17 protein-coding genes and 4 tRNA genes are annotated in these 19215 nt (G+C 52.0%); 8 read left to right on the top strand and 13 right to left on the bottom strand.

The window, feature by feature from the left end; all coding sequences use genetic code 11:
* Nucleotides 1-220: 220 nt before the first annotated feature.
* Nucleotides 221-1054, top strand: a complete 834-nt coding sequence (cobA, locus tag KGFNPO_RS06425) for a uroporphyrinogen-III C-methyltransferase (RefSeq protein ID WP_472633693.1) — start codon at nucleotides 221-223, stop codon at nucleotides 1052-1054.
* 593 nt (nucleotides 1055-1647) lie between these two features.
* Here the strand turns inward: cobA and KGFNPO_RS06420 are convergent.
* A tRNA-Arg gene (locus KGFNPO_RS06420) sits at nucleotides 1648-1724 on the bottom strand.
* 565 nt (nucleotides 1725-2289) lie between these two features.
* Here KGFNPO_RS06420 and KGFNPO_RS06415 point away from each other — a divergent pair.
* Complete coding sequence (locus tag KGFNPO_RS06415) at nucleotides 2290-2646, top strand: FKBP-type peptidyl-prolyl cis-trans isomerase (protein WP_472633691.1); 357 nt, start codon at nucleotides 2290-2292, stop codon at nucleotides 2644-2646.
* Between the two features lie 17 nt (nucleotides 2647-2663).
* Nucleotides 2664-2876, top strand: coding sequence for a hypothetical protein (locus KGFNPO_RS06410; RefSeq protein WP_472633689.1), 213 nt, complete (start codon nucleotides 2664-2666; stop codon nucleotides 2874-2876).
* A 102-nt stretch (nucleotides 2877-2978) separates the two neighbouring features.
* Here the strand turns inward: KGFNPO_RS06410 and KGFNPO_RS06405 are convergent, their stop codons facing one another.
* The 5 genes from KGFNPO_RS06405 to KGFNPO_RS06385 all read right to left on the bottom strand — a co-directional run bounded on the left by KGFNPO_RS06405 (nucleotide 2979) and on the right by KGFNPO_RS06385 (nucleotide 6972).
* A complete protein-coding gene (locus KGFNPO_RS06405; RefSeq protein ID WP_472633687.1) occupies nucleotides 2979-3233 on the bottom strand; it encodes an acyl-CoA-binding protein in 255 nt (84 codons plus the stop codon).
* 240 nt (nucleotides 3234-3473) lie between these two features.
* On the bottom strand, nucleotides 3474-3752 hold the full coding sequence (locus tag KGFNPO_RS06400; protein ID WP_472633685.1) for a polyhydroxyalkanoic acid system family protein: 279 nt from the start codon (nucleotides 3750-3752) through the stop codon (nucleotides 3474-3476).
* Between the two features lie 4 nt (nucleotides 3753-3756).
* Nucleotides 3757-4734, bottom strand: a complete 978-nt coding sequence (locus tag KGFNPO_RS06395; protein WP_472633683.1) for a 2-hydroxyacid dehydrogenase — start codon at nucleotides 4732-4734, stop codon at nucleotides 3757-3759.
* A gap of 7 nt (nucleotides 4735-4741) precedes the next feature.
* On the bottom strand, nucleotides 4742-6130 hold the full coding sequence (locus KGFNPO_RS06390; protein ID WP_472634405.1) for a sodium:proton antiporter: 1389 nt from the start codon (nucleotides 6128-6130) through the stop codon (nucleotides 4742-4744).
* Nucleotides 6131-6309: 179 nt separating this feature from the next.
* Nucleotides 6310-6972, bottom strand: a complete 663-nt coding sequence (locus KGFNPO_RS06385; protein ID WP_472633681.1) for a LutC/YkgG family protein — start codon at nucleotides 6970-6972, stop codon at nucleotides 6310-6312.
* 312 nt (nucleotides 6973-7284) lie between these two features.
* On the opposite strand from KGFNPO_RS06385, the gene fdxA reads away from it, so the two are divergent.
* The gene (fdxA, locus tag KGFNPO_RS06380) at nucleotides 7285-7608 is read left to right on the top strand and encodes a ferredoxin FdxA (RefSeq protein ID WP_472633679.1); all 324 of its coding nucleotides are present in this window, start codon (nucleotides 7285-7287) and stop codon (nucleotides 7606-7608) included.
* Nucleotides 7609-7736: 128 nt separating this feature from the next.
* Nucleotides 7737-8840 carry an NAD(P)/FAD-dependent oxidoreductase gene (locus KGFNPO_RS06375; protein WP_472634404.1) on the top strand — a complete coding sequence of 368 codons (1104 nt, stop codon included), beginning with the start codon at nucleotides 7737-7739 and terminating at the stop codon, nucleotides 8838-8840.
* Nucleotides 8841-9104: 264 nt separating this feature from the next.
* On the opposite strand, the gene KGFNPO_RS06370 is transcribed toward KGFNPO_RS06375, so the two are convergent.
* Nucleotides 9105-10307 carry an ammonium transporter gene (locus KGFNPO_RS06370; RefSeq protein WP_472633677.1) on the bottom strand — a complete coding sequence of 401 codons (1203 nt, stop codon included), beginning with the start codon at nucleotides 10305-10307 and terminating at the stop codon, nucleotides 9105-9107.
* 179 nt (nucleotides 10308-10486) lie between these two features.
* On the opposite strand from KGFNPO_RS06370, the gene aat reads away from it, so the two are divergent.
* The 3 genes from aat to KGFNPO_RS06355 are packed head-to-tail and all read left to right on the top strand — an operon-like array spanning nucleotide 10487 to nucleotide 13084.
* Nucleotides 10487-11278: a leucyl/phenylalanyl-tRNA--protein transferase gene (gene aat, locus KGFNPO_RS06365; RefSeq protein WP_472633675.1), complete on the top strand. Its 792-nt coding sequence runs from the start codon at nucleotides 10487-10489 to the stop codon at nucleotides 11276-11278.
* Nucleotides 11275-12012 (top strand): arginyltransferase, encoded by a 738-nt coding sequence (locus KGFNPO_RS06360; protein WP_472633673.1) that lies wholly within the window; start codon nucleotides 11275-11277, stop codon nucleotides 12010-12012. Before aat ends, KGFNPO_RS06360 begins: the two co-directional genes overlap by 4 nt.
* Before the next feature lie 34 nt (nucleotides 12013-12046).
* Nucleotides 12047-13084 (top strand): quinone-dependent dihydroorotate dehydrogenase, encoded by a 1038-nt coding sequence (locus KGFNPO_RS06355; protein WP_472633671.1) that lies wholly within the window; start codon nucleotides 12047-12049, stop codon nucleotides 13082-13084.
* 256 nt (nucleotides 13085-13340) lie between these two features.
* On the opposite strand, the gene KGFNPO_RS06350 is transcribed toward KGFNPO_RS06355, so the two are convergent.
* From KGFNPO_RS06350 to KGFNPO_RS06325, 6 genes are all read right to left on the bottom strand, one after another.
* Nucleotides 13341-15929, bottom strand: coding sequence for a bifunctional aconitate hydratase 2/2-methylisocitrate dehydratase (locus KGFNPO_RS06350; protein WP_472633669.1), 2589 nt, complete (start codon nucleotides 15927-15929; stop codon nucleotides 13341-13343).
* Between the two features lie 497 nt (nucleotides 15930-16426).
* Nucleotides 16427-16502: transfer RNA gene (locus KGFNPO_RS06345), tRNA-Glu, on the bottom strand.
* Between the two features lie 90 nt (nucleotides 16503-16592).
* Nucleotides 16593-16668: transfer RNA gene (locus tag KGFNPO_RS06340), tRNA-Glu, on the bottom strand.
* Nucleotides 16669-16698: 30 nt separating this feature from the next.
* Nucleotides 16699-16774 (bottom strand) — tRNA-Ala (locus KGFNPO_RS06335).
* A gap of 62 nt (nucleotides 16775-16836) precedes the next feature.
* Entirely contained in the window at nucleotides 16837-18228 is a 1392-nt protein-coding gene (gene gltX / locus KGFNPO_RS06330) for a glutamate--tRNA ligase (protein ID WP_472633667.1), read from the bottom strand.
* 105 nt (nucleotides 18229-18333) lie between these two features.
* On the bottom strand, nucleotides 18334-19191 hold the full coding sequence (locus KGFNPO_RS06325; protein ID WP_472633665.1) for a formate dehydrogenase accessory sulfurtransferase FdhD: 858 nt from the start codon (nucleotides 19189-19191) through the stop codon (nucleotides 18334-18336).
* Nucleotides 19192-19215: the final 24 nt, after the last annotated feature.

Raw genomic sequence — 19215 nt, 5'->3', positions numbered from 1 at the left:
CAAAAAAATTCAGGCTCTACAAACGGATTTGTTGTATTGATCAGTCATTACCAGCGAAATTAGACTTTTCACTTCTGTCGTGCGTAGAGTGCTACAAAAAAACCCATACCTCCTTAATGGATATCAATTTTATTTAGGCAATGTAGCGTTAAATTGACGGCAATAAACCACGTTGCAGCGTCTTGGCGAGACAACCAATAATAATGAGTGAGGAAAATCGTTGAATAACTTATCAATATCTAAAAAACGACCTGATACACCTCAGCGTGAATCGCAGACAGGCGTTGTGTATCTGGTGGGTGCTGGCCCGGGTGATCCCGACTTACTAACGCTACGCGCTGTGAAACTGCTGGAGCAGGCAGATGTGGTTGTATACGACAATCTGGTCAGTGAAGACGTCGTCAATTTCGCCCGTCATGGTGCTCAAAGGATTTACGTAGGCAAGGAAAAAAATCGGCATACCATGCCACAGGAGAAAATCAACCAACTTCTAGTCACACTGGCGAAGGAAGGGAAAAAAGTCGTACGCTTGAAAGGCGGTGATCCATTTATATTTGGGCGCGGCGGCGAGGAATTGGAAGTGCTGGTGGAGCACGCTATTCCGTTTGAGGTCGTCCCCGGCATTACAGCTGCAAATGGTGTTTCATGTTATTCCGGCATCCCACTTACGCATCGGGATTATGCGCAATCCTGCCTGTTTGCCACTGGCCATCTGAAAGACGGCTCACTTGACCTGGACTGGCAATCACTTACGCGGAAAAACCAAACAGTGGTGATCTATATGGGCTTAGGTGCATTAGCTGAAATAGCGCAGCAATTGATTGCTCATGGAATGCCAGCCAGCATGCCTGCTGCGATTATTGAAAAAGGCACTACCAGTAATCAAAAGGTATTTACCGGCACACTGGAAACGCTGCCAGATCTGGTACGTACACTGGGCCTGAAATCCCCTTGCCTTATCATCGTTGGCCAAGTTGTCACGTTGCACAAACGCTTGCAGTGGTTTGTGGGAGATAAAATTTCGCAAATGACACTGGCACGAGAAATCGTTTAGCCCGACATAAAGGATCTATAAGCAATCATGCTTTACTGGTTTGAGAAATTTATGACAGTTCAGAGGAAAACACGGTAAAAATCAGGCGGATTCAGTTACGCAGTGCATCCGGCTTCCCGGCTGCACTGCGTAACTGAATCCGCGAAATGAGAATTGCTGGCTACAGCCTCGCTTTTCCCGCACGATGCGGGCAGCCTTAATACGGCAATTAGAGAGAGATAACGGTCATACACACTGCTAGTAAAAGAGCGGTAACAAATAACCCGTTTCCAATCAACTTATCCAAGTTAGCCGCTTTTTGCATCATGTTCTCCTTTATGTATGTGACAAGAGAGTATGGATAAATAGCGATTTTAGCGAATTGATAATGCGCAATAAATGCATCAAATACTGTGATTTGTAACAGTAGCTGGACTTATGCATATTGAGCCCCGCTCTCTGCCACTACGAATGACGAATGGTGCGCCAGCCGAAAAATGGCAGCATTACCTAAAGTAGGTTACACAGCGGGCACATGGAGATGGCGAGAGGGACAGTAACAACAAATCCAAAACATGAATTTTTGTTAAGTCATTGATTTTAATGCTTAATTTTGGTCTGCCCTACTGGAATCGAACCAGTAACCTATGCCTTAGAAGGGCATTGCTCTATCCAGTTGAGCTAAGGGCAGGTAGACGTACCTGTTCAGTATGATATGCAACTACAAACACCTGCAATAAGCACCCACGACCTACAACTTAGAAGAGCCGTTGCACTATCCAACTGAGCTACTGCCACAGATTTACAACGAGCGCAATCGAAAGACGCCCTACATTTTTGTAGAAAGTAACTTGACCGAAAAATGAACCAGGCACTTATTACTTATTAAGCACGCTTACACCAACGGATAAGTTGGCATGGCAATTGAATTCACAGACCCCGCATAATCTCAAGCAACTTAAACGATATATGGTGCCGGAGCCGGATTTGGTCTTAAACCCGCATGAATGCTGTGTTTCGCTAAACTTGATTCAAAAAATGCCAACAAAAAGGAAATCATCCGCTATTGTTGTTTTATGGTTAAAAGGTAAAACCAAATGCTTCACTGTTTTCACCTTTTTTCGAAAGCGTCGCATTTTACCACGGTGAGAACCCTCCAATGAACCTTATCCAATATGGATGGGCCTGAATGTTACGAACGGCCTGATTTGGTCTACAATCTGGCAACTTTGTGAACCAATTTTAAAAGGAAAATCATGTCAGCAATCATGACCGCATCAGGACTGCAATACGAAGAAATCACCGTCGGCACTGGCGCAGAAGCCAAGGCTGGCGTCCATGTCAGCGTGCATTACACCGGTTGGCTGCAAAATGCCGACGGCAGTGCCGGCAGCAAATTCGACTCCAGCAAGGATCGCAACGAACCGTTCCAGTTCCCGCTCGGTGCCGGCCATGTCATCAAGGGCTGGGATGAAGGTGTGCAGGGCATGAAAATCGGCGGCGTACGCAAATTGATCATTCCCGCCGCATTGGGCTATGGTGCCCGTGGCGCCGGTGGCGCGATTCCTCCCCACGCGACGCTGATTTTTGAAGTTGAACTGCTAGGCGTCTGAAGCCTGCCTGAATAGTCATGAAAATCTTCCCGCTGACTGTTCTGCTAGGTGCCGCGTTGCTGTGCACCGGTTGCGTCGTGGTGACGGTCGCCGGTGCCGCGGTCTCGGTCGCCAGCACTGTAGTTAGCGTGGGCGTGACGGTCGGCTCCGCTGCGCTCAGCGTTGCCGGTTCTGCCGTTAAGGGCGTCGCCAACATTGGCTCCGGCGCGGTGGAAACAGTGGCCGAATAACAGCCATGTGGCTGGCAGACAATAAAAAACCCGCACTGAAATTCAGTGCGGGTTTTTTATTGTCTGCGCTTTTGGCACAAGCGCAGTTAAGTCAGCCGGCGCTTATCCCTTCAAGTCCGCAATCAGATCGAGGTATTGCTGCATGCCCTGATCCTGCGACAGTCCTTTCAGCGCCGCCCAGGCATCCCATTTGGCGCGCGCAACAAAATCGGTCATGCCCGGACGTTCGTCCTGCACATCCCCTGCACTGCCCTGTTTGTACAATGCGTACAGCTTCAGCAGGGTCATGTTGTCGGGGCGTTCAGGCAGGTTCTTGGAGTCGGCTACGGCTAGCTCAAATTGGGATTGCAGGGTCATGGGTGCTCCATTTGTGGAAAGTGATGCATCTGACGACAGGCGACAGATGCGGGCATCAAAACAATCGCAGCAAAAATAGCACGGATGAAAGCGCATACAAAGCAAACAACTAGAGGGGATATTCAAGCACCTTTCAAAGCCTCCATCGAAAAATAATACTATCTAATAGTATTTTTTATATCGCCATATTATATTGCGGGAAGTTATGTGTAATTTAATATACTCCATTAAAATTGCAAGTTAGGCGACAAATACCCGGGCCATATTCCGGCCCAGCTTTTCCTCAATCTGGGCCGCAAATCCCTTCAGCATGACGCCGAGCGTGACATCGAGCACGGCCTGGCTCGGCTGGACTGCAAGCGTGCCAGCGATGCCGCTGCGCTTGAAGGTCAAAATATCGCCTTCCCAGGCGATGCTCATGTCGTATTCCTGGGCCATCTGGTCGGCGACTTTTTGCGCCGCGGTCCTGGCCTGGTCGTGCGGTAGCGTGTGTTGCTGCGTGATGCTGATGTCGGCCATGGCCTTATCCTTTGACTTCGGGGTTCAAGATATTTTGCGGTTGCGCGCCGCTTAAGGCGGCAATCAGGTTTTCTGCCGCGCAGTATGCCATTGCACGGCGGGTGGGTTCTGACGCACTGGCGATATGGGGCGTCAGCACCACATTCGGCAAGCTCAGAAAATCCGGGTGGAAGCGAGGTTCGTTCTCGAACACATCCAGCCCGGCAGCAGCAATGCGCCGCTCCCGCAAGGCTGCGATCAGCGCCACATCATCGACGATGCCGCCACGCGCGATATTGATCAGCGTAGCGCCGGGTTTCATCAACGCCAGTTCTGCTACGCCGATGGTGTGATGCGTTTGCGGCGAATACGGCAGCACCAGGATCAGGTGATCGGCGCTGCGCAACAATTCCTGCTTGCTGACAAACATGGCGTTATTCGCGTGCGCTTCTTTTGCAACCGGCAAACGGGAACGATTGTGATACAGCACCCGCATGTCGAATCCGAGCGAGCGCCGGGCGATAGCTTGGCCGATCCGCCCCATGCCGAGAATGCCCAGCGTGCTGCCATGCACATCGGCTCCCAGGAAGGTGTCAAAGCGCCATTTTTTCCATTGCCCGGCGCGCAGCCAGTGTTCCGCCTCGGTCACGCGGCGCGCGGTCGCCATCATCAGGGCCCAGGCGAAATCGGCGGTGGTTTGATTCAGCACTTCCGGCGTGTTGGTGACCATGATGCCGGCGCGGGTGGCCGCATCGAGATCGATGTTATTGAAGCCAACCGCCATATTGCAAATCGCCTTGAGCTGCCGATTGGCGGCGATAACCTCGGCCGAGATGCGTTCGCTCGGCGTAGTGAATACGCCCTCCTTGCCGTGTAACTTGCCGATCAGTTCGCTTTCGGTATAAATCTGGTCGGGCTGATTCGATTCAACCTCGAAATGCTGCGCCAGCAAATCGATCACTTCTGGAAACACCGCGCGGGTAACAAGAATCTTCGGTTTCATCATAGCCTCAACGGAAAAAAATCAGGGTGGTCAGGGCGAACAGCGGCACCAGAATCGCCGTCGACCACGCCATATATCCAAAGAACGATGGCATCTTGATGCCGCGATCTTCGGCGATCGCCTTGACCATCATGTTCGGCGCATTGCCGATATAACTGCCCGCGCCCATGAACACCGCGCCGCAGGAAATCGCGGCCAGGGTAGATCCCATTGTTGTCATTAATTGATGGACATCGCCGCCGGCAATATTAAAAAACACCAGATAGGTCGGTGCATTATCCAAAAAGGCCGACAGGAAACCGGTAGCCCAGAAGTACATCGCATTGATCGGCTGCCCATTGGTATCGGTAACAGCGCGCACCACGGCTGAAAAGACGCCGGCCTCGCCGGCCTTGAGCATCGCGATTACCGGAATGATGGTGATGAAAATACCGGCAAATAACTTGGCCACTTCCTGCATGGGCCCCCAGCTGAAATCATTGCCGGTACGCGCCGTCTTCGGCGTGATGCCCAGCGAAACCAAGGTAACCGCCACCAATAACACATCGCGCAGCGCATTTTGCAATTCGATATGCGCGCCAAATACTGAGAAACTCACGCCCGAGTTCCAGAAGCCGCTCATCAGCACTGCAACGATGATGGCTAGCAACAGTAAGAAATTGACTTTACCCTCCAAGCGGATGGCTGAATCCGTAGTGGAATCTTGCAATTGCGGCAATTCTTCTTGACCGATGCGGTAATAGTGGCGGTCCAAAAAGTAAAAAAATACCAGCAGTACGCCACAAACAAACAGGGTTTCCGGAAAAATATTCTTCAGGGTCCAGAAAAAATCAATTCCTTTCAGGAACCCCAAAAATAACGGCGGGTCGCCCAATGGCGTAAGCGAACCGCCCACATTGGATACCAGAAAAATGAAAAATACGATGACATGAATCACATGCTTGCGGTTATCGTTGGCGCGAATCAATGGACGAATCATCAACATCGAGGCGCCAGTAGTCCCCATGATGCTGGCTAGCAACGTCCCCATCAACAGCAATCCGGTGTTGAGCATCGGCGTGCCATGCAGATTGCCGCGCACACAAATACCGCCAGCCACCACGAACAGCGCCGTCAGCAAAATGATGAATGGAATATATTCATCGGTCAGTGCATGCATCAGCCCGGCCGTCGCCGTCGCCGGGCTGATAAACACGATACACGGCAGCAAGAAAGCCAGCGACCAGCCGATCACAACTTTGCCGAAATGGTGGTGCCAGAACTGGGGCGCCAGCAATGGCACAAACGCAATCGACAACAACATGCCGGCGAAAGGGATGCCCCACCAGAGCGATAATTGGCTGCCATCGATGGTGGATGCATGTGCCAAGCCCGGCAGTACCGTAAGCAGGCACATCAGAACACTGATGTTATTTTTGATACGCAATTGCAGTCTCCTTATGATTTATTGCTCCCGTTATTATCGCGTCAAATGAGAAAATCCCGTTTCCCATCGACAATTTCTGGTTCGATGGAGAACGGGCAGCAAAAAAAGATCGCGACAATACGGTTATTTTGCAGTTGCGAATCCGGCAATCAGGCGTCCATCACCACGATCACATGTACGCGGTACGGACCGTGCGCTCCCAGGACAATAGTCTGCTCGATGTCGCCGGTGCGCGATGGTCCGGAAATGAAATTGGTCGCACGCGGCAACTCACCGCGCTCAGCGCGCACCAGAGCAAAAGCCTCTTCCATATAAGCCACGATGCGCGAGGCCGGCAAGACCGCAATATGCGTTTCCGGCAGCAAACTGGCGGAGGCGTAGGTATCGGGGCCGGACAACAGCAATAGCGAACCGGTTTCTGCGACTGCACAGAAAGCGCCTGTGATGCCAACCAGATCTTCGTTGACAGGTGGGCGGAACGCCAACTGAATTCCAGCCTGCGCCCATGCCAGCGCATCCAGCGACTTCCAGGCAATTGCCTGCTTGGCAATACCTAAATCGTCCAGATAAACGGCAACCGCCGCTGGCACTTCGGCCATGCTGGCAACTTCGGCCACGGTATCCGACATGCGCAGGGCTTGCTCTGTGAAATGCGCGATCAGGTCATCCCCGGTATGCGGCTGCGGCCCGCTCGGATGATGACGCAGATAATCCTGCACCGCATCGAGTTCGCCTTGGCTGACTTGGGTTGATCGTTGCTGTGCTTTGCGGATGCGGCCAAAAATGGCCTGACGCGCTGCCGAAGTATCCATAATGCTTTCATCCCCAATGTAAGAACTGGCAGTGTAGCCGAATCATTCTTCCAATATCGCCGATACCAACGTGATTTTATTTCAAACCGCAAAAGCAAATAATTCACGTATTCCCCACGTTAACAGGCTCTGGAATTTGCTTATAGGTATTTAGTCTAAAAGAGAAGTTTGTTATAACTGCCTGATTAACTTAAAATACAGGGCTTACCGCAGCCTGGCCGTTATTGCATACATATAGTAGCGTCCCGCTGGGAGCCCGACAGGACGCCCAGGCGTGCGGCTGATTTCAGCAAAATTACAGATAGGACTGCTATGACCCACGTTGTCACCGAATCCTGCATCCAGTGCCGTTACACGGACTGCGTGGATGTTTGCCCGGTAGATTGTTTCCGTGAAGGCCCGAATTTTCTCACCATCGATCCGGATGAGTGCATCGACTGCGCGGTATGCGTTGCCGAATGCCCGGTCAATGCGATTTTTGCAGAAGAAGATGTTCCGGCCGACCAGCAGCAATTCATTAAAATCAATGTCGAACTGGCCCGCAATTGGCCCTCCATCACGAAGACCAAAAGCCCACTGGATATCGCCGATGAGTGGAAAGACGTCAAGGATAAGTTGCAGCTTCTGCAACGCTAAACGCCTTCATTCTATGGCGCATGTACACAGATGCGCCTGTATTTACGCCAGGCTTGACTGCCTGATTGGCTCGGGCCGCAGAGTGGCGTTTTTGGACAACTGAAATGAAACAGGAATTAGAAAGCCGTATGAAAACCAGCGCCGGCACCATTGCCTCGACCTCCGTACCGAATCAAACAATCTCCGGCAATACTCCGATCGAAACCGATGCCGTCATCGTCGGCGCCGGCCCGGTCGGATTATTCCAGGTATTCGAACTCGGATTGTTGGAAATCAAGGCGCATGTGATCGATTCACTGCCTGTAGTTGGCGGTCAATGCGTCGAACTCTATCCCGACAAACCGATCTACGACATTCCGGCCGTTCCTATGTGTACCGGTCAGGAACTGACTGACAATTTGCTCAAGCAAATTGCACCGTTCGAACCGACTTTCCACCTGAATCAGGAAGTCACCGGTGTCGAAAGACGGGAAGACGGCCGCTTTAATCTGGAAACCTCCGCCGGCACCCTCTTCATCACCAAGACCATCTTTATTGCGGCCGGCGTCGGTTCGTTCCAGCCACGTACCCTGAAAGTGGAAGGTATCGAACAGTTCGAAGGCACGCAGTTGTTCTATCGCGTCAAGAACCCAGCGAGTTTCCATGGCAAGAATATCGTGATCTGCGGCGGCGGCGACTCCGCGCTGGACTGGGCGTTGAATCTGATCGGCAAGGCCGAATCGGTGGTTTTGATTCATCGCCGCGAAGACTTCCGCGCCGCGCCAGCCTCGGTTGCAAAGATGAAGCAACTATGCGAAGACTACGAAATGCAATTTTTGGTAGGGCAAATCACCGGCATGGAAACCAAAGACGACAAGCTGTCGGAAATCAAGGTCACCTGTGCCGATGGTGTGACCCGCCGCCTGCCGCTGGATGATTTATTGGTGTTTTTCGGCCTGTCGCCGAAACTCGGGCCGATTGCCGAATGGGGTCTGGATATCGAGCGCAAGCAACTCAAAGTGGTCGATACTGAAAAATTCGAAACCAACGTACCCGGCATTTTTGCGGTCGGCGATATCAATACCTATCCGGGCAAGAAAAAATTGATCCTGTCCGGCTTCCACGAAGCCGCACTCGCTGCGTTCGGCGCTGCGCCGTACATCTTCCCCGAGAAGAAAATCCACATGCAGTACACCACCACATCGCCGAAGTTGCACAAAATCCTCGGTGTCGAAAGCCCGATTTTCGACTGATTACCGTTTATTCAAGCTGGATTTGAATGGCCCTATAGCGCAAAGATTGTCTGCGCTATAGGGCCATTTTGCTTGGGAACGACTGTCATGCAACCAGCCGGTGGCAAGCGCAGTGGAATAAATATACTACAATAGGTATTTTTAAGTTACGCAATAAAATATTGCGGCGATGACATATAAATTTACCATACCCCCTATAATTTTTATAAAAATGGAGCTGATAGCGCTTTTTGTGGCGCTATTCAATACCTGTTGTACGCCAGCCTACCAACTAGATTCGCGCTCCGGTGTCGCACTGATCTTGTGGATGGCAAGGTCGGCACCATCGAATTCCTGCTCCGGATCAAGCCGGATGCCGACGACCTTCCTTAACACCCAGTAAATAACCAGCCCGCTGACAAAACCGATGCCAATTCCCATCAAGGTGCCGAGCAGTTGCGACAGGATTGAGACACCGCCCCGCCCGCCCAGCGATTGCAATCCAAAAATACCCGCGGCCAGACCACCCCATGCGCCGCACAAACCATGCAGTGGCCAGACGCCCAGCACATCATCGATTTTCCATTTGTTTTGGGTCAACGTAAACATCCAGACAAAAATCCAGCCTGCGATGCCGCCAGTCACCAGCGCCCCCAAAGGATGCATCAAGTCCGAACCTGCGCAAACGGCAACCAGTCCGGCCAACGGACCGTTATATGCAAAACCCGGATCGTTTTTGCCCAGCAGCAAAGTTACCAAAGTACCGCCCACCATCGCCATCAGTGAATTGATTGCCACCAGTCCGTTCATCTGGTCCAGGGTTTGCGCGCTCATCACATTGAAACCGAACCAGCCGATAGTCAAAATCCAGGCTCCCAGCGCCAGAAACGGAATGCTGGAGGGCGGATGCGCAGAGATTGCACCATCCTTCCCATAACGCCCCCGGCGCGCGCCGAGCAACAAGACCGCCGGCAACGCCACCCAGCCGCCAACCGCGTGCACTACGACTGAACCAGCGAAATCATGGAATTCGTAAGAAAACATCAGCTTCAGCCACGCCTGAATGCCGAAACGATGATTCCAGACAATGCCCTCAAAGAACGGATAGACCAAGCCGACAAGCAAAGCAGTGGCAACCAGCTGTGGATAAAATTTGGCACGCTCTGCAATACCGCCCGAAATAATCGCTGGAATTGCGGCAGCAAAGGTCAACAGAAAGAAAAACTTAACCAGATCAAAGCCGTTCCTGGCCGAAAGCACTTCTGCACTACTGAAAAAATTGACGCCATAGGCGACGCTGTAACCTACGAAAAAATAAGCAATGGTTGAAATCGCGAAATCAGCTAATATTTTCACTAACGCGTTAACCTGATTTTTCTTGCGAACGGTTCCCAGTTCCAGAAAGGCAAAACCAGCATGCATCGCCAAAATCATGATGGCCCCAAGTAAGACAAATAATGCGTTGGCGCCATATGCATGAGCATCCATATAAAAACTCCCCATTAAAGTGCATAAAAAAATATTTATGTAGCTATGAAGCAATAAACATTCCATTTTTATAAATTGAATAAGCTATTGATTTAACGCGACTAAAGTTGATGCATAATCATAAGAGACATTTTTATACCAACATAATGCACTGATAATGTGCAGATAAAATCACCAAAATGATTCCGTGGCTTGAGCCAGATGACCCATTTCCGGACGTAACTACTGCCCTTACAGCAGAAGAAGGTGCGGCCGGCCTGCTCGCGGCTGGCGCGGATTTGTCGCCGCGACGTCTGCTGGACGCTTACCGGGGCGGGATCTTCCCGTGGTTTTCGGAGGGGCAACCGATCCTATGGTGGAGTACCGATCCGCGCATGGTGTTAGCGACTGAAAGTTTCAATATTTCCCGCAGCCTCCAAAAAACGCTCAAAAAAATCGACCGTGAGATACAAGCCGGCAGGCGCTGGGAGATTCGCTTCGACCACGCTTTTGAAGCAGTCATGCGAGCCTGTGCTGCACCGCGCAAGGATGGGCCAGGCACCTGGATTTCGGAGGAAATTATCTACGGTTATGGCGCCTTGCACCGCCAGGGTTATGCGCACTCATCCGAATTATGGCTGGACGGTCAACTAGTCGGCGGTGCTTATGGGGTGTGCATCGGACGTATGTTTTACGGCGAATCGATGTTCGCGCGGGTAACCGACGGCTCCAAGATCGCGCTCGCCTACCTGCTGCATTTCCTGAGAAAAAACGGCGTCTCGATGATAGACTGCCAGCAAGAAACAGCGCATCTGGCTTCACTTGGCGCAGCGCCGATACCCAGAGCAGCATTCATCGCCCGACTTAAGGAATTAACCGTGCAGCCGCCGATTGCAATATGGACGCCGATCGGATTGCTTGATATCGCAGCCGCCCCTGATACCGCAAAGAGCAACCAGACACCCTCTTTACCGACGCTGGAAAACGCATGACACACCCTAAGGAGTTGCCGTTTTCTACCTTGCAATTCTATGCAACGGCGCCTTATCCATGCAGTTATCTGGAGCATCGTCAAGCCCGTTCGCAGGTCGCTACGCCTTCGCATCTGATCAACGCGGATGTATATTCGCAACTGGTTAAAAATGGCTTTCGGCGCAGCGGGGTTTTCACCTATCGGCCCAATTGCGACGGCTGCCGGGCTTGCATTCCGGTACGGATACGGGCGCTGGAATTTACCCCCAAACGCAGCCAGCGACGAGCTTGGGCCAAGCATCGACATCTGAGTGCCTGGATCACCGATCTGGCATACGCGCCCGAGCACTACGACCTGTATCTGCGTTACCAAACGACACGACACGCTGGCGGCGGCATGGACCAGGACAGTCGCGACCAGTATGCGCAATTCCTGCTGCAAAGTAAGGTCAACACCCGGCTGGTCGAATTCCGCGAGGCAGACGGCACGCTATGCATGGTCAGCATCATTGACGTGCTCGACGACGGCCTGTCCTCGGTCTATACCTTCTATGAACCGGACCGGCGGGACACCTCTTACGGCACCTACAACGTGCTATGGCAAATCGAGCAAGCCAGGCAACTGGGGCTGGCATATATTTATTTAGGCTATTGGATTCAGGAAAGCCGAAAAATGGCTTACAAGATCAATTTCCAACCGTTGGAAGCGCTGCAGCAGGGAAAATGGGAACTGTTTGAACAACGGCCGCGCTAAAATACGCGCCAATCCATCCAAGTCTTCCTGCCCCATGCCTGACAAAATTCTGTATGCCCTCGCCCGCCCGCTGTTGTTCTCGCTTGATCCCGAAACCGCACACAAGCTGACACTATCCTGGCTGAAACGCGCTGCCGCCCTCGGCATCACCAAAATGCTCACCAAGCCGCAGTCTGCCCCAAAGAACGTGATGGGAATCACTTTCGCCAATCCGGTCGGCCTGGCAGCCGGATTGGATAAGGACGGCGCCTGTATCGACGGCTTGGCGGCGCTGGGCTTCGGCTCAATCGAAATCGGCACGGTCACGCCGCGCGCTCAGCACGGCAACCCGAAACCGCGCATGTTTCGCCTGCCGGCGGCGCGCGCCATCATCAACCGCATGGGCTTCAATAATAGCGGCGTGGATGCGTTCGTCTCGAATGTACAGGCATCGAAGTTCTATCAAAACAAGGAGGGCGTGCTTGGGCTGAACATCGGCAAAAACGCCGATACGCCAATCGAACGCGCCGCCGAGGATTATCTGTATTGCTTACGAAAAGTCTATCCCTACGCCAGTTATGTCACCGTCAACATTTCTTCGCCCAATACCAAAAACCTGCGCCAGTTGCAAGACGCCAGCGAACTCGACGCGTTGCTCTCACAACTGAAACAGGAGCAACAGCGCTTGGCTGACCAGCATCAGCGCTACGTCCCGATCGCACTCAAAATTGCGCCCGATATCGATAGCGAACAAATCAAAACCATCGCGCAAGCATTGCTGCGGCACCGGATCGATGGCGTCATTGCCACCAACACCACCATCGCGCGCGACGCAGTCAAAGGCATGCAACATGGCGAAGAAGCCGGCGGCCTGTCCGGCGCACCGGTATTTGCGCTGTCCAACAATGTGATCCGGGCGCTGAAGGCTGAATTGGGTGACGCGCTACCGATCATCGGCGTTGGCGGTATTTTTTCGGGCCAGGATGCCCAGGAAAAAATAGACGCTGGGGCCGCGTTGGTACAGATATACAGCGGCCTGATTTATCGCGGCCCGGCGCTGGTGCGCGAGTGTGTTGCCGCGCTGCGTCAATGAACTGATCATGAAATTGGATTAAGTTAAATTATACTAATATGTGTATTTTAATTACACGCATATAGAATATGCGGCAAATATGTTTTTATACATATACTCCCGTATAAATTTAATTAAATAATTAATTCACTGGTAGAATGAAATAGGCAATTCTTCCGAATTTTGTGTGCATCCCCAACAATTAATCATAACCATCCATAAAAAAACCCGCCGTAGCGGGTTTTTTTAAGGCACTAAATTTAAAGCACTAAATGCCTTACTGCACATTCACAGTGTCAGCAACATCACTGAAATCGGCAATCTTGTCAAAATTCATGTAGCGATAAATATCGGCTGCGTTCTTGGCGAGCACGCCGATATTTGCCATGTACTCTTCCTTGGTCGGAATCTTGCCAAGCATGGCGCAGACTGCCGCCAGTTCAGCTGAACCAAGATAAACCTGGCTATCGATACCGAGACGGTTCGGGAAGTTGCGGGTCGAAGTCGAAATCGCAGTCGAACCCTTGCGCACCTGCGCCTGGTTGCCCATACACAGTGAACAACCCGGCATTTCCATACGTGCGCCGGTGCTGCCAAGAACGCCATAATGGCCTTCGGAGACCAGTACTTGCTGATCCATTTTGGTTGGCGGAGCAATCCATAAGCGCACTGGCAAATCGGACTTGTTTTCGAGCAGCTTGGAGGCAGCGCGGAAATGCCCGATGTTGGTCATGCAGGAACCAATGAACACTTCGTCGATTTTGTTGCCGGAAACTTCGGACAACATTTTGACATCATCCGGATCGTTCGGGCAGGCAACCACAGGCTCATGAATGTCGGCCAAGTCGATTTCGATGACGGCAGCGTATTCAGCATCAGCATCAGGCGCCAGCAATTCTGGCTTGGCAATCCAGGCTTCCATCGCCTGAATGCGGCGTTCCAGCGTGCGCTTGTCCTGGTAATTATTAGCGATCATCCATTTCATCAACGTGATGTTGGAAGTCATGTATTCAATGATCGGCTCTTTATCCAGATGCACCGTGCAGCCGGCAGCAGAGCGTTCGGCAGAAGCGTCGGACAACTCGAATGCCTGCTCGATTTTCAATTTCGGCAAACCTTCAATTTCCAGAATGCGACCAGAGAAAACGTTTTGCTTGCCTTGCTTCTCAACTGTCAGCAGGCCCTTGCGGATTGCATACAGCGGAATTGCATTGACCAGATCGCGCAGTGTCACGCCAGGCTGCATTACGCCCTTGAAGCGGATCAATACCGATTCCGGCATGTCCAGCGGCATCACGCCGGTTGCTGCGGCAAATGCGACCAAGCCTGAGCCGGCCGGGAACGAGATACCGATTGGAAACCGGGTATGCGAATCGCCGCCAGTGCCGACGGTATCAGGCAACAGCAAGCGATTGAGCCACGAGTGAATGATGCCGTCGCCCGGACGCAGCGTCACGCCGCCACGGTTGGAAATGAATTTCGGCAGTTCATGATGGGTCTTGACGTCAACTGGCTTTGGATATGCTGCGGTATGGCAGAACGACTGCATCACCATGTCGGCAGAGAAGCCGAGGCAGGCCAAGTCTTTGAGTTCGTCGCGTGTCATCGGGCCGGTCGTATCTTGCGATCCGACGGTCGTCATTTTTGGCTCGCAGTAGGTGCCTGGGCGTACGCCACGGCCTTCTGGCAAGCCGCAAGCGCGCCCTACCATTTTTTGCGCCAGCGTGAAGCCTTTGCTGGAATCTGCAGGATTGGTTGGCAGGCAGAACAAAGTGCTAGGCGCCAAGCCCAACGCTTCACGTGCGCGCGCTGTCAGGCCACGACCGATGATCAACGGGATACGGCCGCCGGCGCGTACTTCATCAAAAATTACCGGGGATTTAACGGTGAACTCAGAAATCACTTCACCGTTTTTCAGTGCTTTGCCTTCAAACGGACGCAGTTCAATTACATCGCCCATGTCCATTTTAGACACGTCGAGTTCGATCGGCAGCGCGCCGGCATCTTCCATCGTGTTGTAGAAAATCGGTGCAATTTTATTACCAAGGCAGAAACCACCGAAGCGTTTGTTCGGTACGAATGGAATGTCTTTGCCAGTAAACCAGAGTACTGAATTGGTCGCTGATTTGCGCGAGGAACCGGTACCCACTACATCACCCACGTAAGCGACTATGTTGCCCTTAGCCTTAAGCGCTTCGATCTGTTTGACCGAGCCGACCTTGCCTGGTTCGTCAGCGACGATACCTGGGCGTGCGTTTTTCAGCATCGCCAACGCATGTAATGGGATATCCGGACGGCTCCATGCGTCTGGCGCAGGAGACAAATCATCGGTATTGGTTTCGCCAGTGACCTTAAACACGGTCAAGGTCAGGCTTTGCGGCACTTCTGGACGGGAGGTAAACCATTCGGCATCAGCCCATGATTGCAATACGGCCTTTGCATTGGCGTTGCCCTGATCAGCCAGTTCCTTGACGTCGTGGAAATAGTCGAACATCAACAAGGTTTTTTTCAAACCCTCGGCGGCGATACTACCGACCACAGGGTCGGCCAGCAGATTAATCATCGGCGTAATGTTGAAGCCGCCCAGCATCGTACCCAGTAATTCGGTAGCGGTTTCACGCGAAATCAATGAACAGCTTTCCTCGCCTTTTGCAACTTGCTCCAGGAATGCAGCCTTGACCTTGGCGGCATCATCCACGCCAGCCGGAACACGGTAGGTAATAAGTTCGACCAAGGCTTCCGCTTCGCCCTGCGGCGGATTTTTGAGCAGGCCGATCAGTTCTTCAGTCTGCTGTGTCGACAGCGGCAGGGGCGGAATACCGAGGGCAGCGCGTTCAGCGACATGTTGGCGATAGGCTTCTAGCATGGCAAATCCTCACAGGTTGGTTAGTTGTGGCGCAAAGTGCTTGGAGCGCCGGGAAATAATAAATTCTGGTCGATTTAGCAATCAATTGTGGCAAGCCGTAAATCAACTCTTATATATTATATCTTTTACTTGAGTCACTGCGTCACTTTCCCAGGGTGCGTTATCCCGGCGCAAGCGAAGTATGCAAAAAAACAACTTTATTCTGCCCGCAATGACTCACGGCCCGGAAACATTTCCCACTTGTGTGCATAGCAGGCTGCCGGCCCATTTACCTGGAAAGAATAGACGGGTGAACACATGGCAATCGCTACCATACCAGCACGAACGGAATTGAGATGTAATTATGTTATGCGGCAGGACGCAAAATGTGGCAATACACCACGCGCGCATTTCAAACAGAAGTTATATGGAATTTTAAAAAATGTTATCCGATGCCCGACTGATATGATTTTAAGCAGTTCTGCTTACCTACTTAACATATCAGCCGGGGGATATATTGGCGTCCCCAAGGGGATTCGAACCCCTGTACTCACCGTGAAAGGGTGATGTCCTAGGCCTCTAGACGATGGGGACAGTGACCTGTCCATAATACTTGGCTTACTTAACTTACTTGATGCCTAGCATTTAAAATTTAAATCTGAGCCGTGTCAGATTTATTTATGCTGGCGTCCCCAAGGGGATTCGAACCCCTGTACTCACCGTGAAAGGGTGATGTCCTAGGCCTCTAGACGATGGGGACCCTAAGTTGCAACTTGCACTGCTTTTCCGCTGGTGGAGGTAAGCGGGATCGAACCGCTGACCTCTTGCATGCCATGCAAGCGCTCTCCCAGCTGAGCTATACCCCCCTTGCGAAGAACGAAATTATAGCAAGCTTCGTTACCGCGTGTAAATCATCTTTTCGAAAATACTAAATATATTTCGCCATGCGCGCCAAAACTATTTCACGGCCAAACAATGCAATGACAGCGTCGATCGATGGCGTGTGCAACTGCCCGGTCAACAACAAGCGCAAAGGCATAGCCATCTGCGGCATTTTCAGTTTGTGTGCAGCCAGCACTTCTTTCAGCATGGCTGACAGCGCTTCTTTTTTCCACTCGACGGTTTGACAGCGCATGGCAAAATCCTGCAGCGCAGGCTTGGATAATTCGTTCAAATGCTGTGCAAGCAAATCTGCAGTGGGCTCAGGTGTTCGATAAAACAGCATTGCTGCAGCGGCCAGTTCATTGATGGTATTGGCGCGCTCTTTCATCAATGCGATCACCGCCTGCAGATCCGGCGCATTGACGAAATCCGCTCCGTCCTTTTCCATTAAAGGTTTGACCAAACCTTCCAGGCGAGCATTGTCTGCCAGCTTGATGTAATGATTGTTCAACCAGGCCAATTTTTCCGGATTGAATTGCGCAGGCGACTTGGATAGATGATCGAGGTCAAACCATGCACAAAATTGCTCCATCGAGAAAACCTCGTCATCACCATGACTCCAGCCCAGGCGAGCCAGATAATTCAACATCGCTTCGGGCAAATATCCTTGTGCCGGATAATCCATCACACTGACCGCACCATGCCGCTTCGATAGCTTTTCGCCATCGGAACCGAGAATCATCGGTACGTGGCCATACAGTGGCAGGGTTGCTCCTAGCGCTTTCAGAATATTAATCTGACGCGGCGTGTTATTGACATGATCATCGCCACGGATGACATGCGTAATCTGCATATCCCAATCATCGATCACTACGCAAAAATTATAGGTCGGCGTGCCATCCGGGCGGGCAATCACCAAATCGTCCATTTCGCGGTTGGAGATGGTAATCGTGCCTTTGACGACATCATCCCAACTCACATCGCCATCCTGCGGATTTTTGAAGCGCACCACGGGCTTGCGATCAGATGGAATAGCGGGCAATGTCTTGCCTGCTTCAGGACGCCAGGTGCCGTCGTAACGCGGCTTCTCACCGGCAGCGCGCATGCGCTCACGCATGGCTTCGACTTCTTCCGGGGATGAATAGCAATAATATGCGGTGCCTGCGGCAAGCATTTGCGCCACGACTGCACGATAGCGATCCATCCTCTGCATCTGATAGAAAGGACCTTCGTCATGGGACAAGCCCAGCCAGTTCATGCCCTGCAAAATTGCTTCGACTGCCTCTGGCGTGGATCGCTCCAGATCGGTATCTTCGATGCGCAAGATGAAAGTGCCGCCAAAATGACGGGCATAAGCCCACGAAAAAAGCGCGGTGCGGGCGCCGCCAAGGTGTAGATAACCGGTTGGGCTGGGAGCAAAACGAGTGCGAACGATCATGGCAATAAAAACGGCCTTGGTTGACCAAAGCCGTGATGGCGTTAAAGGCTTATTTTACCGCGTTGCATAACCGCTGCGGTACTTGTGCTTTTTTGTAATTTGCACTCAGGCGGCCCTGAGTGATTTTGAAACGCTGCCGTCAAGCAAATGTGGTTCCGCAATGAATCTTTGCTTGCCTGTTAGTAAAATAAAGTGCTTGCCGGTACAGCGCGCCAGCAAGGTCATATCGACACGTTGCGCTACCGCATGCCCCATTTGCGTAGTGCCAGAACGCGACAGCAGGAAAGGAATGCCCATCTGGGCACCTTTTATCACCATTTCCGAAGTCAGGCGGCCGGTTGTATAAAAAACTTTATCATCACCGTTAATGCCGTCCAGCCACATTTTTCCCGCAATTGCATCCACCGCGTTATGGCGGCCGACATCTTCGATGAAATACAGTAATTCACCCGTAGCATCAAATAACGCGCACCCGTGTACCGAACCCGTCTGTTTGTAAATTGATGCCTGGGTACGGATCAGATCAACGATCCTGTAGAGCGTTGACTGCTTCAACTTGGCATCCACAGGCAGCGTGATGGTATCGACTTCGTCCATCAGTCCGCCAAACATGGAACCTTGCCCACAACCGGTGGTAATGACGCGTTTGGCGGTGCGCTCCTCGATGTAATCGACGCCGTGGTGCGTGGTAACTGCCACAGCATCCACATCCCAGTCCACTTGCACGGCTGCGATCTCTGCAATCGTTTTTACCAAGCGCTGATTGCGCAAATAACCCAGTATCAATGCCTCTGGCGCGTCACCCAAAGTCATCAGAGTCACCAACTCGCGATTGTCCAGATAGACCGTCAAAGGCCGCTCGGCCGGAATTTCTATAGTCGAAGCACGTCCCTGCTCATCCAGTACGTCCACCGGATAAGTCAGCACTGCGTGTGCATTGGAAAGAATTGGCCCTGTAGTCATGGAAACATCCTCATCTGGTGGCGA

It is taken from the genome of Gelidimonas diazotrophica (genome assembly GCF_055694025.1).
Note: the sequence above shows the minus strand (reverse complement) of the source record. Positions and strands in the feature narration are given on the sequence as shown.